The sequence below is a fragment of the Maricaulis sp. genome, assembly GCF_048269565.1.
GTDB lineage: Bacteria > Pseudomonadota > Alphaproteobacteria > Caulobacterales > Maricaulaceae > Maricaulis.
Genome location: NZ_JBLXIK010000002.1, coordinates 73,302 through 98,758, shown reverse-complemented (window position 1 = coordinate 98,758; position 25,457 = coordinate 73,302). Strand labels below are relative to the sequence as shown.

At 65.3% G+C, this 25,457-nt stretch carries 22 protein-coding genes and 1 tRNA gene; 11 read left to right on the top strand and 12 right to left on the bottom strand.

Annotation, left to right across the window (positions count from 1 at the left end; genetic code table 11):
* Positions 1–690 (bottom strand): 50S ribosomal protein L21, encoded by a 690-nt coding sequence (locus tag ACN0YL_RS03905; protein ID WP_417497105.1) that lies wholly within the window; start codon positions 688–690, stop codon positions 1–3.
* A gap of 256 nt (positions 691–946) precedes the next feature.
* On the opposite strand from ACN0YL_RS03905, the gene ACN0YL_RS03900 reads away from it, so the two are divergent.
* Both ACN0YL_RS03900 and ACN0YL_RS03895 read left to right on the top strand, forming a co-directional pair.
* Positions 947–1,034 (top strand) — tRNA-Ser (locus ACN0YL_RS03900).
* A gap of 114 nt (positions 1,035–1,148) precedes the next feature.
* Complete coding sequence (locus tag ACN0YL_RS03895) at positions 1,149–3,026, top strand: acetyl-CoA hydrolase/transferase C-terminal domain-containing protein (protein WP_417497104.1); 1,878 nt, start codon at positions 1,149–1,151, stop codon at positions 3,024–3,026.
* Positions 3,027–3,033: 7 nt separating this feature from the next.
* Here ACN0YL_RS03895 and mnmH read toward each other — a convergent pair whose 3' ends face one another.
* Entirely contained in the window at positions 3,034–4,113 is a 1,080-nt protein-coding gene (gene mnmH, locus ACN0YL_RS03890; RefSeq protein ID WP_417497103.1) for a tRNA 2-selenouridine(34) synthase MnmH, read from the bottom strand.
* A 54-nt stretch (positions 4,114–4,167) separates the two neighbouring features.
* On the opposite strand from mnmH, the gene selD reads away from it, so the two are divergent.
* The gene (gene selD, locus ACN0YL_RS03885) at positions 4,168–5,220 is read left to right on the top strand and encodes a selenide, water dikinase SelD (RefSeq protein ID WP_417497102.1); all 1,053 of its coding nucleotides are present in this window, start codon (positions 4,168–4,170) and stop codon (positions 5,218–5,220) included.
* Positions 5,221–5,228: 8 nt separating this feature from the next.
* Here selD and glp read toward each other — a convergent pair whose 3' ends face one another.
* The 6 genes from glp to moaA are packed head-to-tail and all read right to left on the bottom strand — an operon-like array spanning position 5,229 to position 9,161.
* Complete coding sequence (gene glp / locus ACN0YL_RS03880) at positions 5,229–6,422, bottom strand: gephyrin-like molybdotransferase Glp (protein WP_417497101.1); 1,194 nt, start codon at positions 6,420–6,422, stop codon at positions 5,229–5,231.
* Positions 6,415–6,897 carry a cyclic pyranopterin monophosphate synthase MoaC gene (gene moaC, locus ACN0YL_RS03875; RefSeq protein WP_417497100.1) on the bottom strand — a complete coding sequence of 161 codons (483 nt, stop codon included), beginning with the start codon at positions 6,895–6,897 and terminating at the stop codon, positions 6,415–6,417. The genes glp and moaC overlap by 8 nt, the downstream gene beginning before the upstream one ends.
* A 2-nt stretch (positions 6,898–6,899) precedes the next feature.
* Positions 6,900–7,415 (bottom strand): molybdenum cofactor synthesis domain-containing protein, encoded by a 516-nt coding sequence (locus ACN0YL_RS03870; protein WP_417497099.1) that lies wholly within the window; start codon positions 7,413–7,415, stop codon positions 6,900–6,902.
* Positions 7,412–7,882 (bottom strand): molybdenum cofactor biosynthesis protein MoaE, encoded by a 471-nt coding sequence (locus ACN0YL_RS03865; protein ID WP_417497098.1) that lies wholly within the window; start codon positions 7,880–7,882, stop codon positions 7,412–7,414. Before ACN0YL_RS03865 ends, ACN0YL_RS03870 begins: the two co-directional genes overlap by 4 nt.
* A 2-nt stretch (positions 7,883–7,884) precedes the next feature.
* Entirely contained in the window at positions 7,885–8,133 is a 249-nt protein-coding gene (locus ACN0YL_RS03860; RefSeq protein ID WP_417491986.1) for a MoaD/ThiS family protein, read from the bottom strand.
* A gap of 2 nt (positions 8,134–8,135) precedes the next feature.
* On the bottom strand, positions 8,136–9,161 hold the full coding sequence (moaA, locus tag ACN0YL_RS03855) for a GTP 3',8-cyclase MoaA (RefSeq protein ID WP_417497097.1): 1,026 nt from the start codon (positions 9,159–9,161) through the stop codon (positions 8,136–8,138).
* Positions 9,162–9,414: 253 nt separating this feature from the next.
* Here moaA and ACN0YL_RS03850 point away from each other — a divergent pair, with 253 nt between their 5' ends.
* Positions 9,415–10,659 carry an MFS transporter gene (locus ACN0YL_RS03850; protein WP_417492476.1) on the top strand — a complete coding sequence of 415 codons (1,245 nt, stop codon included), beginning with the start codon at positions 9,415–9,417 and terminating at the stop codon, positions 10,657–10,659.
* 65 nt (positions 10,660–10,724) lie between these two features.
* Here the strand turns inward: ACN0YL_RS03850 and ACN0YL_RS03845 are convergent, their stop codons facing one another.
* The 3 genes from ACN0YL_RS03845 to ACN0YL_RS03835 form a co-directional block, all read right to left on the bottom strand.
* Positions 10,725–12,824 carry a DEAD/DEAH box helicase gene (locus tag ACN0YL_RS03845; RefSeq protein ID WP_417497096.1) on the bottom strand — a complete coding sequence of 700 codons (2,100 nt, stop codon included), beginning with the start codon at positions 12,822–12,824 and terminating at the stop codon, positions 10,725–10,727.
* Positions 12,825–13,011: 187 nt separating this feature from the next.
* Positions 13,012–14,301, bottom strand: a complete 1,290-nt coding sequence (locus tag ACN0YL_RS03840; RefSeq protein ID WP_417497095.1) for an NAD(P)/FAD-dependent oxidoreductase — start codon at positions 14,299–14,301, stop codon at positions 13,012–13,014.
* Between the two features lie 34 nt (positions 14,302–14,335).
* Entirely contained in the window at positions 14,336–14,695 is a 360-nt protein-coding gene (locus tag ACN0YL_RS03835) for an ArsR/SmtB family transcription factor (RefSeq protein WP_417497094.1), read from the bottom strand.
* Between the two features lie 86 nt (positions 14,696–14,781).
* Here ACN0YL_RS03835 and ACN0YL_RS03830 point away from each other — a divergent pair, with 86 nt between their 5' ends.
* The 6 genes from ACN0YL_RS03830 to ACN0YL_RS03805 all read left to right on the top strand — a co-directional run bounded on the left by ACN0YL_RS03830 (position 14,782) and on the right by ACN0YL_RS03805 (position 21,942).
* Complete coding sequence (locus tag ACN0YL_RS03830; protein ID WP_417492472.1) at positions 14,782–15,135, top strand: rhodanese-like domain-containing protein; 354 nt, start codon at positions 14,782–14,784, stop codon at positions 15,133–15,135.
* A gap of 11 nt (positions 15,136–15,146) precedes the next feature.
* Entirely contained in the window at positions 15,147–16,124 is a 978-nt protein-coding gene (locus ACN0YL_RS03825) for an efflux RND transporter periplasmic adaptor subunit (protein WP_417497093.1), read from the top strand.
* A complete protein-coding gene (locus tag ACN0YL_RS03820) occupies positions 16,121–19,396 on the top strand; it encodes an efflux RND transporter permease subunit (RefSeq protein WP_417497092.1) in 3,276 nt (1,091 codons plus the stop codon). Before ACN0YL_RS03825 ends, ACN0YL_RS03820 begins: the two co-directional genes overlap by 4 nt.
* The gene (locus tag ACN0YL_RS03815) at positions 19,393–19,587 is read left to right on the top strand and encodes a DUF2892 domain-containing protein (RefSeq protein WP_417492469.1); all 195 of its coding nucleotides are present in this window, start codon (positions 19,393–19,395) and stop codon (positions 19,585–19,587) included. Before ACN0YL_RS03820 ends, ACN0YL_RS03815 begins: the two co-directional genes overlap by 4 nt.
* A 120-nt stretch (positions 19,588–19,707) precedes the next feature.
* Complete coding sequence (locus tag ACN0YL_RS03810) at positions 19,708–20,943, top strand: NAD(P)/FAD-dependent oxidoreductase (RefSeq protein WP_417497091.1); 1,236 nt, start codon at positions 19,708–19,710, stop codon at positions 20,941–20,943.
* A 99-nt stretch (positions 20,944–21,042) separates the two neighbouring features.
* Entirely contained in the window at positions 21,043–21,942 is a 900-nt protein-coding gene (locus ACN0YL_RS03805) for an acyl-CoA thioesterase (RefSeq protein WP_417497090.1), read from the top strand.
* Here the strand turns inward: ACN0YL_RS03805 and ACN0YL_RS03800 are convergent.
* On the bottom strand, positions 21,939–23,177 hold the full coding sequence (locus ACN0YL_RS03800) for a TetR/AcrR family transcriptional regulator (protein WP_417497089.1): 1,239 nt from the start codon (positions 23,175–23,177) through the stop codon (positions 21,939–21,941). The two genes, ACN0YL_RS03805 and ACN0YL_RS03800, sit on opposite strands and share 4 nt — an antisense overlap.
* 165 nt (positions 23,178–23,342) lie before the next feature.
* On the opposite strand from ACN0YL_RS03800, the gene ACN0YL_RS03795 reads away from it, so the two are divergent.
* Complete coding sequence (locus tag ACN0YL_RS03795; RefSeq protein WP_417497088.1) at positions 23,343–25,400, top strand: 3-hydroxyacyl-CoA dehydrogenase NAD-binding domain-containing protein; 2,058 nt, start codon at positions 23,343–23,345, stop codon at positions 25,398–25,400.
* Positions 25,401–25,457: the final 57 nt, after the last annotated feature.

Sequence of the window (25,457 nt, the reverse complement as noted above, 5' to 3'; positions counted from 1 at the left end):
TTAGCCCTCCGTTCCTTGAGCGAGCGTCTTGGCTTGCTCGATCCAACCTTCACGTTCGATCCGGCCCTTGAAGCTCAGCTTTTCGCCGAAATCTTCAACATCGGCCGGGGTCCAGGCTGCGATCTGCGCGAAGGTGGTGATGCCTTCAGCGTGCAGCTTCTTTTCCAGGGCCGGGCCAACGCCGGAGAGGACCTTGAGGTCGTCCGCGGCGGCTTTCTTCGGTGCGGCAGCCTTTTTCGCTGCAGCAGGCTTGGCTTCGGCTTTCGGCGCAGCGGCCTTCTTCGGCGCTGCAGCCTTGGCTTTCGGCGCGGCCTTTGGAGCCGCGGCTTCGGCCGGAGCCGCCGTCGTGGTCTTCAGCGCCGTCTTGGCCTTGGCACCCGGCGCAACGATTTCAGCGATGCGCACGACCGTGCCCCACTGACGGTGGCCCTGGGTGCGGCGGTAATTCTGGCGGCGGCGCTTCTTGAAGACGATGATCTTGCGGGCGCGATTGGTGTCGAGCAGTTCGCCGATCACCTGGGCGCCATCAATGACAGGCGAACCCACGGTCACGCCATCATCGCTGCCCAGCATGAGCACTGGGCCGAGCGACAGGGTGTCACCAGGCTGGCCCTCAAGCTTTTCGATACGAATTTCGTCGCCGGCTGCGACGCGGTATTGCTTGCCGCCGGTCTTGATCACTGCAAACATGATCTCTGTTTCCTTTGTTCAGCAACGTCCCCCACCGGTTTTCCCGGCAATGGCGCGGCTCTTTTTCTTCACTCCGTATTCCCGGAGCGTTGTTCCAACAATCACCGGTCCGCGCAGCGGGCTGCACAGACAGGAGCGGGCGTTATACGCACGCCACGCGCAGAGTCAACGCTGGCAACAGCAACAGGCTTGCTGGCATTGGCAGTTTCCGCCTCTTGATTTTGTCATCGCGCTGGTACAGAAAGCGCCTCCCCGCGGAGAGGTGCCAGAGTGGTCGATTGGGGCGGTCTCGAAAACCGTTGAACCGCAAGGTTCCGGGGGTTCGAATCCCTCCCTCTCCGCCATTGTCTCCCGATACATGACTGCCCGATCCGCCCGCAGCCCTGCCGCAATCGCCGCATGGCGTGGGTCTGCGCGCTGCGCTAGGTTTGGCCAAGGCCCTTGTTCGAGGACATGTCATGCCATCCGCACCCCGCTATCATGACGCGCCGGATGCCGTCGCCGATGCGATTATTGCCGCCGTCGGCCCTTCCATCGTGCTGGCCCTGCCGCTCGGGCTCGGCAAGCCCAACCATATCGTCAACGCGCTGGTGGCGCGGGCGATGGCGGATCCCGGGCTCGACCTGACGATCTTCACGGCACTGACGCTGGAAACGCCGGCGCCCGGCAGCGAACTGGAGCGGCGCTTTCTCGAGCCGGCGATGCAACGCCTGTTCGGCGCCTATCCGCCGCTGACCTATGCTGCGGCCCTGCGTGGCGGCTCGCTGCCGCCGAATATCCGTGTCGACGAATTCTTCTTTCTCGCCGGCCGCTGGCGCGGTGTGCCGCGGGCGCAGCAGAATTATATCTGCGCCAACTACACCGACGCGCAGCGCTATATTCTCGACCGCGGCGTCAATGTCGTCGCCCAGCTGGTGGCTAAACAGGATGGCGAGGCCGGGCCGCGCTTCAGCCTCGGCAGCAATCCCGACATCACGCCCGATCTGCTGCAGGCGCGTGCCGAGGGCCGGGCGGACTTCATGTTTGTCGGCCAGGTCAATTCCCAGATGCCCTTCATGGAAAGCGACACGGCGCTGGTCGACGGATGCGAATTCGCCCACATGCTCGAGAGCGAAGCGACGGACTTTGAACTCTATTCAGCACCGAAACGCCCGGTGAGCCTGGCGCAGCAGGCCGTGGGCCTGCAGGTGGCGCGACTGGTGCCCGATGGGGGCACCCTGCAGATCGGGATTGGTGCCGTCGGCGATGCTGTCGCCCAGGGCCTGATCCTGCGTCACGCGCAAAATGACATCTTCAGCCCCCTGTCGGCCGCCCTGCATACCGGCGATTGCGAGGCTCTGGCCTGCGAGGACCAGCCGTTCGAGACCGGTCTCTATGGTGCCAGCGAGATGCTGACCGACGGCTTCATCCAGCTGGAACAGGCCGGTGTGCTCAAGCGCGAGGTCGATGGCGCCGTGGTGCACGCGGCCTTCTTTGTCGAATGCCGCGATTTCTATACCGCCCTGCGCACCCTGCCCGAGGCGCGGCGCCGGCGTTTTGCCATGTCACCGGTCAGCTTCACCAATTCGCTCTATGGCGGCGTGCAGGCGCGGCGGCGGGACCGGGTCAAGGCGCGCTTCATCAATAGCGCGATGATGGTGACGCTGCTGGGCGCCGTGGTGTCCGATGCCACGGGTGACGGCCAGGTGGTGAGCGGGGTCGGCGGACAGTTCGACTTCGCCGAACAGGCCTTCGCCCTCGACGGCGCCCGCTTCATCATCACGATTGATGCGGTGCGGACCAAGCGCGGCAAGACGGTCTCGAATATCGTCTGGTCCTACCCGCACGCCACCATCCCGCGGCACCGGCGCGATATCGTCGCGACCGAATACGGCATTGCCGACCTGCGCGGGAAATCCGATGCGGATGTGGTGGCGGCGCTGTTGAATATCGCCGATTCCCGCTTCCAGGATGAATTGCTGGCGACGGCCAAACAGGCCGGCAAGATCGCCGCCGACCATGAGATCCCCCCCTGCTATCGCAACAATACGCCGGAACGCATCCGCGCCACCCTGGCCGATGCCCGCAAATCCGGACATTTGCCGGACTTCCCCTTCGGCACTGATTTCACGCCGGTCGAGCAACGCCTGCTCCCGGCGCTGGATGTGATGGGCAATGCCTCTGCCTCGCTGGTCTCGACCCTGCGTCTCGCCTTCGCCGGCGCGCGCCTGTCCCTGAAAGGCGAGGTCGATGGCGAGGCGCTGGCGCGCATGCGTCTCGACCGGCCCGCCGGGCTGATGGACCGGCTGTATCGATGGATGCTGATCGCGGCGCTGAAACAGACCGCGGACGGGTAAGCGCGTCTCAGGTCTTGATGCCGGCGGCCAGGATCGCGTCGGCGAGGCCGTCTATGGCGCCGTCATCCAGGCTGTCGCTGCGCAGGGTGAGAACCGGCTCGTCTTCGCGATGCTTGCGGGCGCGGTTATAGGCGGCATCGTAATGGGCCGAGATCAGCTCGGCGGCCAGTTGGCGGAACTCACCGGCCGCATGCAATTCGCGCCAATGCGCGATCAGTGTCTTGGCGTGGCGGCTGGCGAGCTGGTCGAGCGAGGCGTTGAGCTTGGCCGTGTCGGCAACCAGATCGGGATAGGCCTCGACCAGATAGGCGGCGCGCGCTGCAACCGGGGCCGAGATCGCGATGCGCGGCGCAGCTTTCATTGCCGCCCAGATCCGCGACGGAAGCTGACGACGGCCGACCATGTTGGATTCGGCCTCGACATAGACCGGCCGTGACAGGTCCATCGCCCGCAATTCCTGCCAGATCAGGGTCTCGAACCGTTTCTGGCTGGGTTGCGGCGTGGCAGAAAAATCGCCAAACGCCGAACCGCGATGCACGGCCAGGCCTTCCAGGTCGAGCACTTGCGCGCCCCTGGCGGCGAGCTGGTGCAGGATGGCGGTCTTGGCGGTGCCGGTCTGGCCATCGATCAGGATGAAGGGCAATGGTGCCTCGGAATGTTCCAGCTGCGCCACCACTTCGCGCCGCCAGGTGCGATAGCCGCCGCGCAACAGGGTGATCTTCCAGCCGACCGCCGCCAGCACCAGCGACATCGAGCGCGAGCGCATGCCGCCGCGCCAGCAATACAGCAGCAGCCGCGACTTGCGTGGCAGGCCGGCCAGGGCGGTCTCGAGATGGTGGCCGATATTGCGGGTCACCAGGGCGGCGCCTTCACGGCGGGCATCAAAGGTCGAGACCTGTTTGTAGATCGTGCCGACCCGGGCGCGCTCATCATCGTCCAGCACCGGCAGATTGATGGCGCCGGGCAGATGGTCCTCGGCGAATTCGCCTGGCGAGCGGACATCGATGATCAGATCGAATCCGGCCAGGCTGGCCGCGTCCGTGTCATCGAGCATCGCATAATCGGGCATGGGCGCAGTATACTCCATTCGATCAATTCCACCGGGCATGGCGACCTGTCGTGCCGAATGCCAGGAAATCCCATGACCGATCTCACAACGCCGCCCCTGCTGACAAGTCTGGCGCACGGTGGCGGTTGCGGCTGCAAGCTCGATCCGGGCGTGCTCAACCAGATCATCGAGCGCACGCCCGGCTTTGCCATGCCGGCCGAATTGATGGTCGATGCCGCGACCCGCGATGATGCGGCGGTCTACAGGCTTGGCGATGATCTCGCCGTGGTGGCGACGACGGATTTCTTCATGCCGATCGTCGATGACCCGTTCGATTTCGGGCGCATCGCCGCGACCAATGCCCTGTCCGACATCTACGCCATGGGCGCGCGGCCGATCTTCTGCCTCGCCATTGTCGGCATGCCGCTCGGCAAGCTGCCGCTGGAGACGATCCGCGAGATTCTCAATGGTGGCCGTTCGGTCGCCGAGGCCGCCGGCGCGCCAATCGCCGGCGGGCACTCGATCGATGCGGCCGAGCCCTTCTACGGCCTGGTAGCGCTGGGGATTGTCCATCCCGACCGCATGTTGACCAATGCGGGTGCCAGGCCGGGCGATGTCCTGATCCTCGGCAAGCCGCTGGGTATCGGCATTTACAGCGCCGCGATGAAGCGCGGCATCATCACGCCGGAAGACCAGGCCGAGATGATCGCCTCGACCACATTGCTCAACCGGCCCGGCACGGATCTGGCCGATATTGATGGTGTGCATGCCGTCACCGATGTCACCGGTTTTGGCCTGCTCGGGCATTTGCGCGAAATGTGCGAGGGCAGCGGTGTCGCCGCCGTGCTCGAGCGCGATGCCATCCCGGTGTTTGCCGGCGCGCGGCGTCTGGCGGAAGACGGCGTGCGCACCGGCGCTTCCGGGCGGGTCTGGGCATCGGTCGGTGATTTCGTGACGCCGCCGGACAGCTGGCCCGATGCCGAGCGCGATCTGTTGTGCGATCCGCAAACCAGCGGCGGGTTGCTGGTCTCCTGCGCGCCGGAGCGTGCCGATGAGGTGCTGGCCCTGTTCAGGCGCCATGGCCATCAGGCGGCGACAGTGATCGGGCGCATCGAGGCCGGCCAGCCGGGCATTTCGCTCGCCTGAGGCAGGGCCTAAAGCGGCAGGATTTCGGTGTGATCGCCTGCGCCCGCCTCCGGCGCCTCGATTTCGCGTCGGATCAGCGCATCGGCGCGCACCAGGGCTGACAGCGCCGAGGAGTCCTGGTTGCCCAGCGGGTGGACGCGTCCGGACTGCGCATCGATGCGGGCGCGGACGAAATTCTCGCGCATCCCGTTGGCCGCCATCGCCTCGCCAAGCACCGCCGTCTTGAACTCCAGCGTCTCCGGCCGGCCGCACAGCACCGCCAGCGCCGGGCGCAGCAGCAGGCGTGCCATCACCAGCGACGACACCGGATTGCCGGGCAGGCCGAGAAAACTGACATCGCCCAACCGGCCAAACCAGCTTGGCTTGCCCGGTTTGACGGCGATCTTGCCGAAATCGAGCACGCCGCCCATCGCGGTGAAGACCTGGCGCAGATGGTCATGATCGCCGACCGAGGCGCCGCCAATGGTAACGACGAGGTCGAGGCCCTGGGTGGCGTCGAGTTTGGTGCGGACATCGGCCTGGCTGTCGCGGGCAATGCCGAGATAGACCGGCTCGCCGCCCCACTGCCGCACCAGCCCGTCCAGCCCCCAGGCGATGGAATTGATGATCTGGTGCGGGCCGGGCGTCTGGCCCGGCTCGACCAGCTCGTCGCCGGTGGAAAGGATGCCGACGCGCGGGCGCCGATGCACGGACAGTTGCGACAGGCCGGCACCGGCGGCGAGGGCGACGGCATCGGGGCCAAGCACCGCGCCGGTCGGCAGCAGGGTGTCACCGCTGGCAAAATCGATCCCGGCCTCGCGGACATTCGAGCCGGGGCGCGGGGTGTCGTCGAGGGTGATATGATTGCCGTCTCGTGTCACCCGTTCCTGCATCACCACCTGATCGGCGCCTTGCGGCATCGGCGCTCCGGTCGAGATGCGAATCGCGTGTCCGGGTTTCAGCTTCAGATCAAAACCATGCCCGGCGGCGGACTCGCCCTGCAGCGCCAGCCGCGCCGGCAGATCGCCGAGATCGCGGGAATGGACGGCATAGCCATCCATCGCCGAGGCAGCAAAGGGCGGCTGGGTCAGCTGCGCCACCAGCGGCGCGGCGAGGGTGCGGCCGCAGGCGTCCAGGAGGGTGCAGGGCTCGGCCTCCAGCGGTAGCAGGGCGGCGGCTATGCGGGCGCGGGCGGCGGTGACGGGGATCATGACATCAGTCATTGCGGCGATAATCTCCGGATTTTCCGCCGGTCTTTTCGTCCAGCACGATGTCGGAGATCGTCATCGATTTATCGAGCGCCTTGGCCATGTCGTAGAGCGTCAGCGCCGCGACGGAGACGGCCGTGAGGGCTTCCATCTCGACGCCGGTGCGGCCGCGCGTGCTGACTTCGGCGCGGATGATGAAGTCCGGCGCGGTGGCGCTGGCATTGATCATCACCTTTGCCTTGGTGATCGGCAAGGGATGGCAAAGCGGGATGAGATCGGAGGTTTTCTTGGCGGCCATGATGCCGGCCAGCTCCGCCGTCTTGAGGGCATCGCCCTTGGGGCCCTGGCCATCGCGGATCGCCTCGAAGGCGGCCGGGCTCATGGTGATGCGACCGCTGGCGATGGCGCGGCGTTCGGTCTCGTCCTTGCCGCCGACATCGACCATGCGGATACGGCCATCGGCGTCCTGGTGGGTGAGTGTGCCGGTCATGTTCAGCGCTCCGTCAGGCGCGGAATGAGGTCGACCAGATTGCACGGCCGGTGGGTGCGGGTGAACTCATCCTTGAGAATATGATTCCAGACATCCTTGCAGCCGCCCATCGAGCCGGGAATGGCAAACAGATAGGTGCCGCCGGCAATGCCCGCCGTGGCGCGCGACTGGATGGTCGACACGCCGACCGAGCGGAAGCTGACCTGGTGGTAGACGGCGGAGAAACCGTCCATTTCCTTCTCATACAACGGCTTGAAGGCTTCCGGGGTTACATCGCGCCCGGTCAGTCCGGTGCCGCCGGTGGCGATGACGGCGTGGATGGCCGCGTCGGCGATCCAGCTCTGCAGCTGTGCCTGGATGGCGCCGATATCATCGGCGACGATGGCATGATCGATCACCGCATGGCCCTCGGCGGCGATTTGCTCGCGCAGCCAGGGGCCGGTCCTGTCGGTCTTGCTGTCGCGGCTGTCGGAGACGGTCATGACGGCGAAGCCGATGGTGTCGGGAATGGCGCTCATGCGGTGAAATCCTCGCTTCCGGCCAGCCAAGCGGCTGCAGCCTCGTCATCGCCGGGGCGCGGCTCGACCCAGTGCGAGCCCGTGCCCGTATGTTCGCGTTTCCAGAAGGGGGCCTGGGTCTTGAGAATATCAATCATGAATCCGGTCGCCTCAAGCGCCGCGCGCCGGTGCGGCGCCGAGGCGCCGACGAAGACAATCGGCTCGCCGATCCCCATTCGCCCTGTCCTGTGGACGATCAGGGCCTGTCCGAGCGACCAGCGGCGCGCCGCCTCTGCGGCAATGCGGCGCAGCGCCTGCTCGGTGACGCCCGGATAATGCTCCAGCTCCAGCGCCACCAGATCGCCGCCGCCACGCACCTGGCCGACAAAACTGGCGATGGCGCCGCAATCCGCCTCGCATCCGGTCAGCTGCGCGAGCAGCGCGCCGGGGTCGAAGCTTTCTGTCTGGACCTTGATCAAAACACCCATCGCTAGCCTCCCGAGAAGGGTGGGCAGAAGGCGATGGTGTCGCCGTCCTGGAGGGGCTGGCTGCGCGGGGCGATCGCGTCATTGATGATCAGGCGCACGGACGGGTGCGCCAGCGCCGACGCGGCCGGATCCTGGCGCGCGAGCCAGTCGATCAGCGCCTCGCCGGTGGCGGCGGGGAGCGTGTCGAGCGTCTGTTCGCTCCGGCCCATCGCGTCACGCAGGGCGGCAAAATAGCGGATATTGAGAGCCATGCTCAGCCTCCGGTATGGGCCATGGTGCGCCCGACCTCGGGGCTGGCACCGGCGGATACATCAAAATCATGCGCCTCAGGCTTGAGCGCCATCGCCTCGTCGAGCAGGGCGTCGACGGCGTCCATCCCGCCCTCGCGCAGCGCCGCGCGCAGATCGAGGCGGCCATTGCGGCCCAGGCACATATAGAGCTGGCCGGTGCAGGTCAGGCGGACGCGGTTGCAGCCGGCGCAGAAATTCTCCGTCAGCGGCGTGATCAGGCCGAGCCGGCCACCGGTCTCCTCAACGCGGTGATAGCGCGCCGGACCGCCGGTCTTGTCGCTCAGCGGCGTCAGGGTCCAGCCTTGCTCGAGATCGGCCTTGACCTCGGCCAGGGACAGGAATTGATCCGAGCGCGCCGCATCGACCTCACCCAGCGGCATGATCTCGATCAGGGTGGTGTCGAAGCCGCGGCCATGGGCCCAGGCGATCAGCTGGCGCAGCGAGTGCTCGTTATCATCCTTCAGGGCGACGGTGTTGATCTTGATCTTGAGCCCGGCGGCATCGGCGGCATCAATCCCGGCCAGGGTCTCGGCCAGCTTTCCGCCGCGCGTCAGGCGGGCGAAGGTGGCTTCATCGAGCGTGTCGAGGGAGATATTGACGCGTTTGACACCGGCCGCCGCCAGCTGGCCGGCAAAGCGCGGCAATTGCGTCGCATTGGTCGTCAGGCAGACCTCCTCCAGACCGGTGCTGCCGATGCGGGCGCCGAGATTTTCGATCAGCGTCATCACATCACGCCGCACTAGCGGCTCACCACCGGTGACGCGGATCTTGCTGACGCCGCGGGCGATGAAGGCATCGGCCAGCTGGGTCAGCTCTTCGAGGGTCAGCAGTTCCGACTTCGGCAGGAACTCCGGCCGCGCCTTCATGCAATAGACACAGCGCAGGTCACACCGGTCCGTCACCGACAGCCGCAAATAGGTGATATGCCGCCCGAAATGATCAATCAGCGGGCGGGCTGGCGGTGTTGCTGTGAGAGGCTGACCGTCCACGCGAATGTCCTTGCCGCTTCGAATTGAGCGCCACTCTAGCGCGAAGTGAAACCGCGCGCGACGGGGCAGGTGCGTGGCTGGCGCGAATGTGATGCCGGGCAGCGCCGCAGGCCATCCGGCCACTGCAGTTGCAATTTCGGCTTTGGATTGGGGGCGCGGCTGTGTATCCGGTTGCGGGTCGGAATCGCAGGGACGCCCTGTCCTGCCAGGCCGGCTTGCCGCCCGCCTGTCCCGGACTGGATCTGCCGTGTTGATGCCTTCGCTTTCCGTTTTCCGGCACGATGCCTTCCTGCGCTACTGGATCATGCGCCAGGCCAATTCCGCCGCGCGCCAGATGATGGCTGTGGCGATTGGCTGGCAGGTCTATGACATTGCCCGCCAGACACGCTCGGTCGAGGAATCGGCCCTGCTGCTGGGCATGGTCGGGCTGGCGCAGTTTGCGCCGGTGCTGCTGCTCTCCCTGCTCGGCGGGCAGGCGGCCGACCGGCTCGACCGCAAGATGATCCTGGTGATCAGCAATATCGGCCGCGGCCTGCTCACCCTTGTACTGGCCGCCAGCCCCTTCTTTGCCGGACCGACGGCGCTCTGGATGATTTTCTCAACCTCGGTCGGGCTGGGCGTGCTGCATGCCTTTGCCCCGGCGGCCTCGAGCGCCCTGTTTGCCCGCCTGGTGCCGCGCGATGAGTTGCGCCAGGCCATCGCCTGGAATTCGCTCGGATTCGAAGCCGCGGCGATTACCGGACCCGCGATTGCCGGCCTGCTCTATATTGCCGGTCCGACCACGGTCTACGCCGTCAGTTTCGTGCTGACCCTGATCGCTATCTACGCGATCTGGACCGCGCGCACGCCGAAACACGAACATGTGCACGGCGTCCACGGCGCGGCACTGATCCTGGAGGGCCTGCGCTATGTGCGCGGCAACCGCATCGTGCTTGGCGCGATCTCGCTTGATCTCCTGGTGGTCTTGTTTGGCGGCGTGACGGCGTTATTGCCGGTGTTCGCGCGCGACATCCTGCACACCGATACCGTCGGGCTCGGCCTGTTGCGTACGGCGCCGGCGATTGGCGCGGCGATCATCGCCTTCTTGCTGGCCAGCAAGCCGCTGACCCGCCGGGTCGGGATGTGGATGCTGGCCGCGATCGCTGTCTATGGCGTGGCGATGATCGGCTTTGCCTTTTCCACGGTCTTGCTGGTCTCGATGCTGATGCTCGCCATCACCGGCGCCGCCGACATGATCTCGGTCTATATCCGCCAGTCGATCATCCAGCTCTCGACGCCGCAGAGCATGCGGGGCCGGGTGTCCTCGGTCGAGTTCATGTTTATCTCGGCTTCGAACGAGCTCGGCGAGTTCGAATCCGGTGTCGCAGCGCGTTTTCTCGGCCCGGTCGGCGCTGTGCTGATGGGCGGGGTGCTGGCGCTGGTCACGGCGGCGAGCTGGTTCAAACTGTTCCCGGAACTGTCGAACGCCGACGAGCTCAAACCCGCCGACGAGGCGTAGAGCCGCGGCGGCGATGACGGTTTGCCGTCATCGCCCACCCGTGATCATACGCCGATCAGGCCGGCTCAGTCGCCGGTCGGCTTGGTCTTTTTTTTGAGTTTTTTCAACGCGTGGCCTGGTGCGCCGGGTGCCGAGCTTTCGGTTGGTGAACGGCGCTTGACCGGAGCCGAGGCGACCACGGCCGGATCCCAGGGCTTGCTGGGACGCGGTGCGCCGGACTTGGCGCCGGGCTTGCGATCGGCGCTGAAGGGTTTGGTGCGCGGCTTGGAGGGCGCACCGCCCTCGGCAGCGCGGGGCTTGCCCTTGGGCGCGAAGGGCTTGTCGCCTTCGGTTTTGCGGGGCTTTGGCGTATAGGGCTTGTCACTATCGGCGCTGCGTGGCTTGGCCTTCGGAGTATAGGGCGCGGTGAAGGCCTCATCATCGCGTGATTTGGCCTTGTAGGGCTTGGGCCGCGGCGTGAAATCCTTGCCGCTCTCGCCGTCACGGCCGGGCTTGGGCCGGCCGGTATAGGCGGCGGGCTGGCGCGGTGTGCGCGGACGGTCGAGCGGCGCATCGGCCCCGCCCTCATCACGGGTGATGCGGATCGATTTCTCGCCGCCACCGGCTTTTTGCACCGCGTCCATGAAGCGATCGGATTCCGAGGCGAGAATTTCGAAACGGCTTTCCTCTTCGCCGATCTGGATCGCACCGATCTCGCGCTTGGTGATATGGCCGAGACGGCAGATCAGCGGCAGGATCCAGCGTGGTTCGGCGCGGTGCTTGCGCCCGGCGGTGAGACGGTACCAGACGCTGTCGCCAAACGGCTCGCGGCGCTTTTCCGGCGCGCCCGGGCCGTCTTTGGAATAGTTGCCCGGACTTTCAATCAATTCCTCGGCGGACGGCATGTCGGCCTGGCGGCGATTGAGGAAGGCGGCGGCGATCTGTTCGGCCGGATAGCGGGCGAGCAGTTCCTGCGCCATGGCGAGGGCATCCTCGTCATAGGTTTCCGACAGGGACGGGTCGGACATGACGCGTTCGCGATCCCTGGCGGTGATGTCCTCAAGGCTTGGCGCATTGCCCCATTCCGCCTGGATCTTGCCATCGCGCAACAGGCGCTGGGCGCGGCCGCGGCGGGTGTGAGGCACGATCAGGACGCAGGTGCCCTTCTGGCCGGCCCGGCCGGTACGGCCGGAGCGGTGCAGCAGGGTGTCGCTATTGGTCGGCAGGTCGGCGTGGATCACCAGTTCGAGGCCGGGCAGATCAATCCCGCGCGCGGCGACATCGGTGGCGACGCAGACGCGGGCACGGCCATCGCGCATCGCCTGCAGGGCCGAGGTGCGGTCCTTCTGGCTCAGTTCTCCGGACAGGGCGACGACGGCGAAGCCGCGATTGCCGAAACGGCTGGAGAGCCGGTTGACGGCCTCGCGCGTGGCGCAGAAGACGATGGCGCTGGGGGCGTCATAGAAACGCAGCACATTGATGATGGCGTGTTCACGATCGCTCGGTGCAACCGAGAGCGCCTTGTATTCGATATCGCTGTGCTGGGCGCGTTCGGAAACGGTGGAAATGCGCACGGCATCGCGCTGATAGCGCTTGGCCATGTCGGCAATCGAGCGGGGAACCGTCGCCGAGAACATCAGCGTGCGGCGGCTCGCCGGTGCGGCATCGAGAATGTATTCGAGGTCTTCGCGGAAGCCGAAATCAAGCATTTCATCGGCTTCGTCGAGCACGACGGCGCGCAGGGAGGACAGATCCAGCGCGCCGCGTTCGATATGGTCGCGCAGACGTCCGGGCGTGCCGACAACGATATGACAGCCGGCTTCCAGCGCGCGGCGTTCGGTGCGCGTATCCATGCCGCCGACGCAGGTGACGACGCGGGCACCGGTCTCGCCATACAGCCAGACCAGTTCGCGCTGGACCTGCAGCGCCAGTTCGCGGGTCGGGGCGACGATGAGCGCCATCGGTTCGGCGCCGCGTTCGAAGCGTTCGGCGTCACCGAGCAGGGTGGGGGCAATGGCCAAGCCGAAGGCAGCGGTCTTGCCGGAGCCGGTCTGGGCCGAGACGAGCAGGTCGGCGCCGTCGGCTTCCGGTGCGAGCACCGATTCCTGGACTTCGGTGAGGGTCGAAAAACCCTTCTTTTCAAGCGCGCGGGCCAGGGCCGGCGCAATGCGGGTGTTCAGTGTCATGAGGTCTGTTTCCAATCCGGGCGCGTGTTTGCTCCAGATCATGCCTCATCATGCCAGCTGACTGGCTCGGCCGACTGGTCCGATATTCGGGTGACGCGTCAGCGCCCCCTTAACACGGCCAGCCGGCTTATGCACATTTTTATATTGCAGTGCAGCAGAGGGCGGCGAAATGGCGCCCGTTTCGTCCTCAGCTCGCCGGGGGCTTGGGTTTGACCTTGTGGATGCCGAGCATGTCGAAGACCGCCTTCTCGTAGAAGGGCTCGCCGGTGCCGCTGCGGACCTTGCCGATGAAATAACTCTCGAACGCTTCCTTGGCCATGTGGACCCATTTGCCTTCCCCGGCCCAGTTGACATTGCGGGGCGGAATTTGCGGCATGGCAACAAAGGCAACGCCGCCATCGCCGAAATCGGCAATGCAGACGGCATTCCAGGTTGCGACATTGGTGGGCGTCTCGCCATCCATCACCGCGCGCATGTTCCGCGCTGCCGCGACCACCATGGATTCGATCATGAAGCCGGTCTTGGGCACGCCGACAGGCACCGCGTAATTGCCGACCGGCGGGATCGCGATACACACACCGATACCGTAGATATTGGGGTAGGCCGGGTTGCGCTGGTTCTCGTCGACGATGACGAAGCCACGCGGATTGACCAGACCCTCAATGCCGCGAAGCGTCGGGATGCCGCGGAAGGGCGGCAGCATCATCGAGTATTTGAACGGCAATTCATGCGTCTTGGCGACACTGCCGTCTTCTGCGACCTGTTCGACATGCATCAACCCGTCCTCGACCTTGGTGACGCGGGCACTGGTGATCCATTTGATGTGCCGGTTGCGCATTTCGCTTTCCAGCAGGCCCTTGGTATCGCCGACCCCATCAAGGCCGAGATGGCCGATATAGGGTTCGGAGGTGACGAAGGTCATCGGCACCTGGTCGCGGATCTTGCGCCGGCGCAGATCGGTTTCCAGGATCATCGCGAATTCATAGGCCGGCCCGAAACAGGACGCGCCCTGGACGGCGCCGACAATGACCGGGCCGGGATCCTTGACGAATTCGTCCCAGACCGGTTTCGCGGCTTCGGCGTGATCGACATGGCAGACCGACTGGGTGAAGCCATTGTGCGGGCCCAGCCCCTCGATCTCGTCAAAAGCGAGCTCGGGTCCGGTGCAGATCGCAAGATAGTCATAGGTCACGGTCTCGCCATTGGCGAGATCGATTGCATTGTCTTCCGGGCGCAGCTTGGTCGCGGCGGAATGGATGAAATTGATGTTCTTCTTGGCGAACATCGGCTCCAGCTCGACCTTGATCTGGTCAGGCTTGCGCCAGTCCACAGCGACCCAGGGATTGGACGGCGTGAAGTGGAAGGTGGCGCTGTCGCTGATGACGGTGATGGTGTCGGTCTTGTTGACGTGTTTGCGCGCTTCCAGTGCCATCGGCACGCCGCCAAGTCCGGCGCCCAGTACAACAATATGTGCCATGTCTCGCTCCTTCAGATGGATGGACGCTGTCGGATCAGCCCGTCAGGCCGTCGGCAGCATTGCAGAAATCTTCCTTGAGATGCTTCAGAATGCCGTGACAGCGCGCGTCCGCGATCGAGTAGTGAACCTGCAGGCCGGATTTGCGGCCGCTCACCAGACCCTCGCTGCGCATCTTGGCGAGATGTTGCGACATTGCCGACTGCGACAAATCCGCCATCTCGCACAATTCCGTCACCGTCGCCTCGCCCAGCGCCAGGCGGCAAAGTATCAACAGACGCTTCTCATTCGCCAATTGCTTGAGGAAAGCGGCCGCGTCGCCGGCCTGGTGCTGGAGCTCGGCGAAATGAGGGTCGGCCGGACCCGTTGCTGGCGTCTTGGGCGAATGTGCATTCATGGCGTTTCCAAACATTAGTTGACACTAAAATATGTTCCACTAAATTAGAAGTCAATTATGTTATTCCGTCCCATGGGAGAGACCCGATGAGCCTGCGTGAGCTGGACCCAAAGACCGCCCTCAAGGCGCTGCAGTCGAATGAAGCCATTCTGATCGATGTGCGTGAACCGCGCGAATATGCGTCCGAGCGCATTCACGGCGCCCTGCTTTTCCCGCTCTCGACTTTCGACCCGGCGGCCCTGCCCATCGACAAGAACCGCGGGATGATCTTTCATTGCGGCTCCGGCAAACGCTCGGCCGATGCCGTGGCGCGCTGCCAGGCCGCCGGCGTGCCGATCGATACGCATGTCCGCGGCGGCATCCTCGCCTGGAAACAGGCCGGCCTGGCCACGATTGCCATTGATCCGGCCACCGGCGCCATGTTCGACCCACAAGCCTGATGAGGCCTCCAATGCGACTGTCCGCACTCATTTTCCCGCTCGCCCTGCTGGCCGGGCCCGCAATGGCCCAGACGGGCGGGACCCATACGGTCACCGAACAGATGATAGTCGACCGCAAGGCGGTCTTCGCCACCGTCGAGAGTGTCGACGTCGTCAGCGCCCGCGCGCGGATCGGCGGTACGATCGGCGAATTGCGGGTGGATGAGGGCTATGCCGTCGCAGCCGGCGATATTCTCGCGGTCGTCGTTGATGACCGGATCGCGCCACAGATCGGCGCCGCCAATGGCGAGGTCGCGGCGCTGGAATCGCAACTGGCCCAGGCGCGGATCGATCTGACCCGGGCCCAGGACCTGTTTGACCGCGGTATTTTTCCGCAAGCCCGCCTCGACGAGGCGCGCACCGGGGTCAGTGTGCTGGAGGGCCAGCTCGACGCGGCGCGCCAGAACCGCAATGTCCTGGTCCAGCAATCCCGTCAGGGCGATGTCCTGGCACCGGCTTCGGGCCGCGTGCTGCAGGTCCCTGTCACCTCGGGCAGTGTTGTCATGTCCGGCGAGGCGGTCGCGATGATCGCTTCGGACCTCTATCTGCTGCGTCTGCGCCTGCCCGAGCGGCATGCCCGCAGCATCCACGAGGGCGATGCGGTGATGGTTGATGTTTCGGACCTCACCGGCGATGTCGCGCCTTCGGGCTATATCCGCCAGGTCTATCCCCAGGTCGAGGATGGCCGCGTCATCGCCGATGCGGTGGTCGAGGGGCTGGGCAGTTATTTTGTCGGCGAGCGCGTGCGCGTTTATGTCGGCGTCGATGAGCGTCCGGCCATCCTGGTGCCGGAGGCCTATCTCGAAAACCGCTTTGGCGTCGATTATGTCCGCCTGCAACACGGTGATGGCAGCCATTCCGACATCGTGGTCCAGCGTGGACTCAACAGCGATGCCGGCGTTGAAATCCTGGGCGGTCTCGCCGCCGGCGATCTGCTGGTGCAGCCATGAAGCTGGGGATTTCAGGCAGCCTGACCAAGGCATTTATCCGCTCGCCGCTGACCCCGCTCATCCTGCTGGCGTCGCTGGCGGTGGGCTTGCTGGCACTGATGGTGATCCCGCGCGAGGAAGAGCCGCAGATTTCCGTGCCGATGGTCGATGTGATCGTCGCCACCGACGGGCTGCGTGCCGCCGACGGGGTCGAGCTGGTGACCGAGCCCCTCGAAGCGATTATCCGCTCGATAGATGCCGTCGAGCATGTCTATTCCCAGACCGGTGATGACCAGGTGATGGTGACGGCGCGCTTTGATGTCGGCACTGATCCCGATGCCGCCATCCTGCGCGTTCATGAGCGCATCCGCGCCAATATGGACCGGATTCCCAACGGCGTTCCCGAACCGCTCGTCGTCGGGCGCGGTATTGATGATGTGGCGATTGTCTCCCTGACCCTGTCGCCGCGCGCTGCCGAGGCCGGGCGCTGGGACGACAATGCCCTCTACAACATCGTCGAGGAATTGCGCGCCGCCCTGCTCTCGGTCGAGGATGTCGGCCTGACCTATATCGTGGGCGGCCGCCCCGACCAGATCCGCATCGAGCCCGATCCGGAGCGCCTGTCGCAATACGGCATCACGCTGCAACAGCTTGCGGGCCGGATCGCCGAGGCTAACCGCTCCTTCCCCGTCGGCAATCTTTCCGCCACCGACCAGACCTGGTCGGTCACCGCCGGCCAGACACTGCAGGGCATTCCCGATATCGGCCTCTTGCTGGTGACTTCGCGCGATGGCCGTCCGGTCTATGTCCGTGATGTCGCGACCGTGGTGGTCGGCTCGATGCCGACCGATGCCCGCGCCTGGATGCTCAACCGCGAAGAGGGCGAGAGCGAATGGACCCGCCTGCCCGCTGTCACCCTGGCGATCGCCAAGCGTGAGGGCGCCAATGCGGTGGTTGTGTCGGAACATATTATCGAACGGATTGAATCGCTTGAGGGCACGCTGATCCCCGAAGGTCTCGAGGTGACGATCACCCGCAATTACGGCGAGACCGCCAACGAGAAGGCCAATGAGCTTCTCTTCCACCTCGCCCTGGCAACGGTTTCCATCGTCTTGCTGGTCACTTTCGTGATCGGCTGGCGTGAGGGTGTCGTGGTGTTCGTCGTCATCCCGACCACCATCCTGCTGACGCTGTTTGCCTCCAATCTGATGGGCTACACGATCAATCGTGTCTCGCTGTTCGCGCTGATCTTCTCGATCGGGATTCTGGTCGATGACGCCATTGTCGTGATCGAGAATATTGCCCGCCACTGGGCGATGCGCGACGGACGCAGCCGCGTCCAGGCGGCGATCGAGGCCGTGGCCGAGGTTGGCAATCCGACCATTGTCGCCACCCTGACCGTCGTCGCGGCGCTCCTGCCGATGCTGTTCGTCTCCGGACTGATGGGCCCCTATATGGCGCCGATCCCGGTCAATGCCTCGGCGGCGATGATCTTTTCCTTCTTCGTTGCGATGGTGATCACGCCCTGGCTGATGAAGGTCATCGCCGGCGGCAAGCCCGACAAGCCTGGCGATGCCGAAGCCCATGCCCATGAGAGCGAAGGTGCGCTCGGCCGGCTCTACCGCCGCGTCGCCGGACCGGTGATCGCCAGCCGCACCAGCGCCTGGACGGTTCTGCTCGTCGTCGGGGTTTTCACCCTCGGCTCGATGTCGCTCTTCTTCACCCGCACGGTGACGGTCAAGCTGCTGCCCTTCGACAACAAGTCCGAATTCCAGGTCGTGATCGATTTGCCCGAGGGCGCGACCCTGGAGCGGACCGAACGCGTGCTGACCGAGGCGGCCGACCGTCTGGCAGCCCTGCCGGAAGCGACCTCGATCCAGCTCTATAGCGGCACGGCGGCACCGTTCAATTTCAACGGTCTGGTGCGTCACTATTACCTGCGCAGCCAGCCGGAACTGGGCGATCTCCAGGTCAATCTGGCGCCGAAAACCGAGCGTGACCGCTCTTCGCACGAGATCGCCCTGGAAGCGCGCCAGCTTCTGGCCGACCTCGACATGCCCGAAGGCACGGTCGTGCGCGTCGCCGAAATCCCGCCGGGCCCGCCTGTGATGGCGACCCTGCTGGCCGAGATCTACGGTCCCGACGCCGAGACCCGCCGGGCGGTGGCGACGGAAGTGCGCGCGGCCTTCGAGTCGGTGCCCTATATCGTCGATATCGATGACAGTTTCGGTACGCCACGTCCGCGTCTGCGCATCGCCATCGACCAGGACAGTCTGGAGTTCTTCCAGGTCCAGCAAAGCGATGTCTATGACACCATCGCGGCGCTGATCGGCGGCACCTCCGTGGGCTATTCGCATCGCGGCGAGGGCCGCAATCCGATCGATATCTCGGTCGCGCTGCCGCGCGGTGAGCGCAGCTGGAATGAACGCCTCGCCTCAACGCCGGTGCCGGCCAATGCCCTGCCGGGTGCGCGCGGCGTCGTCGAGCTGGGCGATGTCGTCTCGGTGACCGAAGAACCCGGCTCCTATCCGATCTATCGCCGCGATGGCCGCTATGCCGAAATGGTGTTGGGCGAGCTGGCCGGGGCCTATGAAGCGCCGATCTATGGCATGGGCGCCGTCGCAGACGCGCTCGACGACCGGCCCTGGAGCGAGGCTGTGCCGCAGCCGGTGATTCGCCTGCATGGCCAGCCGGCCAGCGATGCCACGCCGACCCTGCTCTGGGATGGCGAGTGGGAGATCACCTATGTCACCTTCCGCGACATGGGCGCCGCCTTCATGGTCGCCCTGCTGGGTGTCTATGTGCTGGTGGTGGCCCAGTTCGGCTCCTTCCGGGTGCCGCTGATCGTGCTCACCCCGGTGCCTCTGACCTTTATCGGCATCATGCTGGGTCACTGGATGTTCGGCGCCGCCTTCACCGCGACCTCGATGATCGGCTTCATCGCCCTGGCCGGCATCATCGTGCGCAACTCGATCCTGCTGGTCGATTTCATCCGCCATGGCGCGGTCGAGGGCGAGTCGCTGCGTGAAACCCTGCTGCGCGCCGGCGCGATCCGCTTCAAGCCGATCCTGCTGACCGCGCTGGCGGCGATGATCGGTGCAGTGGTGATCCTCGGCGATCCGATCTTCCAGGGCCTGGCGATCTCGCTGCTGTTCGGCCTCGCCTCCTCGACCCTCCTGACGGTCCTGGTGATCCCGGCCATTTATGTGATTTTCAAGGATCCGGACGTGCCTTACGTGCCGGTGACCGGCGATGAAGATGCGCCGGTCCAAACTCAAGGGAGTGCATCATGACTGTTGGACGCGGCGTAACCCTGCTCGCGGGCAGTTTCGTTCTGATTTCCATCCTTCTCGCCTGGCTGGTTCATCCCTGGTGGATCTTCCTCGCGGTTTTCGTCGGGCTCAACCTGGTCCAGTCGAGCTTCACCGGCTTCTGTCCGGCGGCAAATATCCTGCGGGCGCTGGGTCTTCGCGGCGAAATGTGAGGGCCCGCCGGCCGTTCCGTCCGGGGCGGGCCTGATTTGCCGGTTGATCGCGGGGCTGGTTATGCGGTCTGATTGGCGGGACAATAATCCCGCCAATACCCTGCTGAAAGCCGACCGATCATGAGCCAGACCACAAGCCTGCCACCCCATGTCGTCATCATCGGTGCCGGTCATGCAGGTGGCACCGCTGCGGCGCAATTGCGTCAGAGCGGTTTTGCCGGCGCGATCAGCCTGATCGGCGAAGAACCTGTCGTTCCCTATCAGCGACCGCCGCTTTCGAAGGCCTGGCTGGCCGGCACCAGCGGTCTCGACCATGTCGTCCTGCGGCCGGCGGAGTGGTATCGCGACAATGACGTCGATCTGCGTCTCGATACCCGGGTGGCTGGAATTGACCGCGCTGCGCGGCGCGTCAGCCTCGAGGGCGGCGCCACGATTGGCTACCAGTCACTGGTGATTGCCACCGGTGCCCGGCCGCGTCATCTCGGCCTGCCGGGTGAGGATCTCGACGGCGTGCTGGCCCTGCGCACCCTGGCCGATGCCGAGGCGTTGAAAGCCGGCATGCTTGCCGGCAAGACCCTTGTCCTGGTGGGCGCCGGCTATATTGGCCTTGAGGTCGCGGCCTCGGCCCGCAAAGCGGGAATGAAGGCGATCATCGTCGAGCGCGAAGCCCGCAGCGCCGCGCGCGTCGCCAGTGAGACCATGTCGGCCTTCCTGGAAAAATATCATGGTGATCACGGGGTCGAATTCATTTTCAACGCCGGGGTCAAGGGTTTTGCCGGCAGCGCCAAGGTGGCGGCGGTCGAACTCGCCGACGGCCGTTCTCTGACCTGCGATCTGGTGCTGGTCGGGGCCGGTGTCGTGCCCAATGACGAGCTGGCTCGTGCGGCCGGGCTTGAATGCGGCAATGGCATCATCGTCGACGCCGAGGCCCGCACCAGCGATCCGGCGATCTTCGCGATCGGTGATGTCTCCTGTCGGCCGCTCGACCTCTACAACACACAATTCCGGCTCGAGAGCGTGCCCAATGCGCTGGAGCAGGCGCGTTGTGTGGCGCATGTGCTGACCGGCACGCCGGTGCCGGCGCCGGAAGTGCCCTGGTTCTGGTCGGACCAGTATGACCTCAAGATACAGCTCGCCGGTCTGCCGCTCGACGCCACCAGCCAGATCGTGCGCGGCGATCCCGCCAGTGGAAAATTCGCCGTCTTTCACATGAAGGGCGATGCCGTGCGCGCCGTCGAGGCCGTCAACGCGCCGCCGGAATTCATGTTCGGACGGAAGCTGATCGGGCTGGGCACGCCGGTCGATCCGGGTCGGCTTGCCGACATTTCAGTATCGATGAAGCAGGTTACGGCCTGATCCATGCAAATTTGTTGCGCTGCACAATAGGCGTTGACGGCAGGCGTCCGGACCGCGAATTTCGGTCAGGCCCATCGCGCCGACAGGAAGGACCTGGCCATGCCCGCAAACGAGACCGCCCCGACCCGCAAGACGCCCGCCGAGCTGATCGAGGGCCTGGAGCGCCTGCTCCAGGTCGAGGAGCTCGATACCGACCTCTATCGCGGTCTGCGCAATCCGGGCGGCCAGGGCCGTGTCTTTGGCGGCCAGGTTATTGCCCAGGCCCTGATGTCGGCCGCCGCATCGGTTGATCCGGAGCGTGTGGTGCATTCGCTGCACGCCTATTTCATGCGTCCGGGCGATGAAAACCTGCCGATCATCTGCCGTGTCGAGCGCGATTTCGACGGGCGCAGCTTCTCCACCCGGCGCGTGGTCGCGATGCAGCGCGGCAAGCCGATCCTCAATCTGGCGGCCTCCTTCCAGGTGCCTGAAGAGGGGTTTGCCCACCAGGCCGAAATGCCCGACGTGCCGCAGCCGGAAGACCTGTTCAGCGAAGCCGAGCTGATCGAACGACAGCGCGATGAATTGCCGGAAGCCTTTGTGACCGCGATGACACGGCCGCGTCCGATCGAGATGCGCGCGGTTCAGCCCTGGTCCCTGGTGCGGCCGGAAAAGCGCGAGCCGGCGCGCCAGGTGTGGATGCGGGCCGCCGCGCCGGTGGCCGGCGACCAGGTCATGCACCGCGCCATTCTCGCCTACGCCTCCGACATGGCCTTGCTGAGCACCAGCATGCAGCCTCACGGGGTGAGCTGGATCAGTCCGGGCATGCAATCGGCCAGTCTCGATCACGCGATCTGGATGCATGGCGATGTGCGCGCGGATGAGTGGATGCTCTACGTCACCGACAGTCCCTGGGCCGGCGGTGGTCGCGGCTTCAACCGTGGCAAGATCTTCGCCCGCGACGGACGCCTGATCGCCAGCACGGCGCAGGAAGGCCTGATCCGGCAACGGCGTAGCTAGCTACCGGCGAACAATCCGTGCGCGACAGTTGAGCCATAGAGGTCAATGGCTGTGCCGGGTGGCAGCGGCGCGACCCAGCCGCGCAGATCATAGGCCGAATTGAGCGCGCCCATCACGATCTGGCTGGCGATCAGCGGATCGATCGTGCGCACCGTGCCCTCGGAAATCCCGTCAATCATCATGCCGGCGAAGCGCCGCGCCAGACGGGTCGAGCGTTCCAGCATGTCGGTGCGCCATTCGCTGGGCAGGACTTGCAGCGCCGTGGTGCGCAGGAGCGGGAACTCGCTGCATAATTGCACGTCCAGCAAGGTGCCGATCGCGGCAGCGAGCTGGTCCAGCTGGCTGCCGCCCGCATCGATCGCGGCGCGCTGGATCAGCCAGATGCGCTCATGACTGCGCCGGAAGCATTCCAGCACCAGCTCGTCCTTGGCCTCGAGATGGTGATAGAAACTGCCCTTGGTGACGTTGAGTTCGGACGCGATCTGCTCGACCGAGGCGCCGCGATAGCCCTTCTCATTGATGAGGCAGGTGGCGGCGCGGGCGAAATTCTCCGGCATGCCCTCGCTCTCATGCGTCTCGGTCTGGGCTGATACCTTCAGTAATTGCGGCGACCAGTCGGCACCGGCCGGGGCGATGCCGTGCTCGAGCACCTCGATCATGCGACGGCTGATGCGCGGATAATCGCTGACCGAATACAGCGGCAGCCAGCCGGGCAGCCAGAACATGTTCTGCACCAGGATATGCGCCCGGATGGTGCGCAGGATCTTGTCGCGGTCGCTGCGCGGTGGCTCGAAGAATTCACGCACCTTGCGCAGGGCGCTGACATAGCGTGCCGTCAGTTCGCTGCGGAAGGGTTCGCCCAGCGCCCGGATGTCCGACAGGACCGTGATCGGCCGCGCCTGCTTGAGCTCGATGCGGGCATGCAGTTCCAGGTGCGCCTCGACATAGCGGGCCATGCGCGCGCGCGGTGTCGGCCGGGCGGCAGCATCGCGGATCAGCACCTCGAGCCGGTCGATCGTGCGGTCGAGCACGGCGGCGGCGAGCAATTCCTTGCGCTTGAAATAATAGGTGACGCTGGTGGTGTTGAGCTCGACCATTTCGGCGACATCGACAAAGGTCATGCCCTTGACGCCATGGCGGTTGATCAGCCGTGTCGCGGCATCGAGGATGCGTTCACGCTTCTGTTGAAAGCGCTGCGTGGTGGCGTCATCGCCTGGCTCCGGTCGGGCATCCATATCATCGCCTTAGCAGAGTTTCCCGCGAGCGTCACCGAGGGCAACAGGTGGTGCAAATCCGGTTTTCATGCCTTGCCCGGCGTTCGGGCTTGGGGTCAAATCGGCCCAGCCCGGCCCTTGCGGCGAAGAGCGCGCGCATTCAACCGGCCAAGACAGGAGCGTCACATGTCTGTGATCACCACCCAACGCGTCGGGGATATCCTCGTCATCATCTCCGACAATCCGCCCGTCAACGCGCTCGGCCACGCCGTTCGCGCCGGGCTGGCCGCGGCGATCAGCGAAGCGGCTGGTGATGACGGCATCAAGGCCGTGGTGATCCGCTGTGACGGCCGCACTTTCTTCGCCGGCGCCGATATTACCGAATTCGGCAAGCCGCCGCTTGCCCCCTCGCTGCCGGACGTCGTCGATGCGATCGAGCAATGCCCCAAACCGGTTGTCGCCGCGATCCACGGCACGGCGCTGGGCGGCGGGCTGGAAGTGGCGCTGGGCTGCCACTACCGGATCGTCGTGCCTTCGGCCAGGCTCGGCCTGCCGGAGGTGAAGCTGGGCCTGTTGCCCGGCGCCGGCGGTACCCAGCGCCTGCCGCGCGTCGCCGGTGTTGCCGATGCCCTGTCGATGATCGTCACCGGCGATCCGGTTGACGCCGCACGGGCAATGGAAATCGGCCTGGTCGACCGGCTCGCCGGCGCCGACACGCTGGCCGAGGATGCCATCGCGTTTGCGCGCGACGTCGCGGCCCGGGCCGGCCATCCGGTGTCGAGCCTGCGCACCGACCGGATCGCCGAAGCGGCGAACCACCCGCAGGTGTTCGACAAGTTCATCGCCGAAAATGCGCGCCGTCTGAAAGGCTTCGATGCGCCCAAGGCCTGTGTCGAGGCGGTCCGCGCTGCTGTTGACCGGCCGTTTGACGAGGGCATCAGGCTGGAGCGCGAACTGTTCATGAAGCTGGTCTCCGGCACCCAGTCCAAGGCGATGCGGCATCTCTTCTTCGCCGAACGCCAGGCCGCCAAAATCGATGGCATTCCCGCCGACACGCCAATGATCGACATCGCCCGCGTCGGGATTCTCGGGGCCGGCACAATGGGCGGCGGCATTGCGATGAATTTCCTCTCCGCCGGCCTGCCGGTCACCCTGGTCGAGCGCGAGCAGGCGGCGCTGGATCGCGGTGTCGCGACGATCCGCAAGAATTACGAGCGCACGGCCGCGCGCGGCCGCATGACGGCCGAACAGGTCGAGGCGGCGATGGTGCTGCTGACCCCGACGCTGGCCTATGAGGATCTCGCCGATTGCGATCTGGTGATCGAGGCCGTGTTCGAGCTGATGGAGATCAAGAAGGAGGTGTTCCGCCGCCTTGATGCCATCGTCAAACCCGGCGCGATCCTGGCCTCCAACACCAGCTATCTCGATATCGACGAGATGGCGGCCGAGACGAAACGTCCCGAGGCGGTGGTCGGTCTGCATTTCTTCTCGCCGGCCAATATCATGCGCCTGCTCGAGGTGGTGCGCGGTGCCAGGACCTCGCCGTCAGTGCTCAAGACGGTGATGGCGCTGGCCAAGAAGATCGGCAAGATCGCGGTCGTTTCCGGTGTCTGTCCCGGCTTTATCGGCAATCGCATGCTCAGGCCGCGCCAGACCGAAGCGCAAAAGCTCCTGCTCGAAGGCGCCAGCCCGTGGGAGGTCGATGTCGCCCTGACCGAATTCGGCTTCCCGATGGGCCCGTTTCAGATGGCCGACCTTGCCGGTCTGGATCTGGGCTGGACGGCGGAGGGGTCGACCAGCTCGACCATTCGCGAAGTGCTGTGCGAACGCGGCCGGCGGGGCCAGAAGACTGGCAGCGGGTTTTACGATTACGACGACAACCGCCGCGGTTCGCCCTCGCCGGAGACCGAGGCAATCATTGCCGAGTTTGCCGCGAAGAGCGGAGCGCCGCAGCGCAAATTCTCGACCGATGAAATCCGTGAGCGCCTGCTCTATCCGATGATCAATGAGGGCGCGAAAATCCTCGAGGAGGGCATGGCCCAGCGCGCTTCCGATATCGATATCGTCTGGCTCAATGGCTATGGCTGGCCGGCCTTTACCGGCGGGCCGATGTTCTGGGCCGATACGATCGGGCTGAAAACCGTGCTCGACGGGCTTGAACGCCAGGCCGATGCGCTGGGGCCGGACTTCACCGTGTCTGCCCTGTTGCGACGCAAGGCGGATGCCGGCGAAAACTTCAACTGAACATGAAAACGGCCGGCGGGATTGTCCCGCCGGCCGTCATTTCAGGTCTGCAGCCCG

Bases quoted from the DNA above. Each gene is read 5' to 3' on its own strand.
- ACN0YL_RS03825 (WP_417497093.1), top strand. From the start codon at position 15,147: ATGCGACTGTCCGCACTCATTTTCCCGCTCGCCCTGCTGGCCGGGCCC.
- ACN0YL_RS03840 (WP_417497095.1), bottom strand. From the start codon at position 14,301: ATGGCACATATTGTTGTACTGGGCGCCGGACTTGGCGGCGTGCCGATG.
- mnmH (WP_417497103.1), bottom strand. From the start codon at position 4,113: ATGGAGTATACTGCGCCCATGCCCGATTATGCGATGCTCGATGACACG.
- ACN0YL_RS03815 (WP_417492469.1), top strand. From the start codon at position 19,393: ATGACTGTTGGACGCGGCGTAACCCTGCTCGCGGGCAGTTTCGTTCTG.
- moaC (WP_417497100.1), bottom strand. From the start codon at position 6,897: ATGACCGGCACACTCACCCACCAGGACGCCGATGGCCGTATCCGCATG.
- ACN0YL_RS03850 (WP_417492476.1), top strand. From the start codon at position 9,415: ATGCCTTCGCTTTCCGTTTTCCGGCACGATGCCTTCCTGCGCTACTGG.
- ACN0YL_RS03795 (WP_417497088.1), top strand. From the start codon at position 23,343: ATGTCTGTGATCACCACCCAACGCGTCGGGGATATCCTCGTCATCATC.
- ACN0YL_RS03860 (WP_417491986.1), bottom strand. From the start codon at position 8,133: ATGGCTCTCAATATCCGCTATTTTGCCGCCCTGCGTGACGCGATGGGC.
- ACN0YL_RS03830 (WP_417492472.1), top strand. From the start codon at position 14,782: ATGAGCCTGCGTGAGCTGGACCCAAAGACCGCCCTCAAGGCGCTGCAG.
- ACN0YL_RS03810 (WP_417497091.1), top strand. From the start codon at position 19,708: ATGAGCCAGACCACAAGCCTGCCACCCCATGTCGTCATCATCGGTGCC.
- ACN0YL_RS03865 (WP_417497098.1), bottom strand. From the start codon at position 7,882: ATGGGTGTTTTGATCAAGGTCCAGACAGAAAGCTTCGACCCCGGCGCG.
- ACN0YL_RS03800 (WP_417497089.1), bottom strand. From the start codon at position 23,177: ATGGATGCCCGACCGGAGCCAGGCGATGACGCCACCACGCAGCGCTTT.
- ACN0YL_RS03820 (WP_417497092.1), top strand. From the start codon at position 16,121: ATGAAGCTGGGGATTTCAGGCAGCCTGACCAAGGCATTTATCCGCTCG.
- ACN0YL_RS03870 (WP_417497099.1), bottom strand. From the start codon at position 7,415: ATGAGCGCCATTCCCGACACCATCGGCTTCGCCGTCATGACCGTCTCC.
- ACN0YL_RS03835 (WP_417497094.1), bottom strand. From the start codon at position 14,695: ATGAATGCACATTCGCCCAAGACGCCAGCAACGGGTCCGGCCGACCCT.
- selD (WP_417497102.1), top strand. From the start codon at position 4,168: ATGACCGATCTCACAACGCCGCCCCTGCTGACAAGTCTGGCGCACGGT.
- ACN0YL_RS03895 (WP_417497104.1), top strand. From the start codon at position 1,149: ATGCCATCCGCACCCCGCTATCATGACGCGCCGGATGCCGTCGCCGAT.
- ACN0YL_RS03905 (WP_417497105.1), bottom strand. From the start codon at position 690: ATGTTTGCAGTGATCAAGACCGGCGGCAAGCAATACCGCGTCGCAGCC.
- glp (WP_417497101.1), bottom strand. From the start codon at position 6,422: ATGACTGATGTCATGATCCCCGTCACCGCCGCCCGCGCCCGCATAGCC.
- ACN0YL_RS03845 (WP_417497096.1), bottom strand. From the start codon at position 12,824: ATGACACTGAACACCCGCATTGCGCCGGCCCTGGCCCGCGCGCTTGAA.
- ACN0YL_RS03805 (WP_417497090.1), top strand. From the start codon at position 21,043: ATGCCCGCAAACGAGACCGCCCCGACCCGCAAGACGCCCGCCGAGCTG.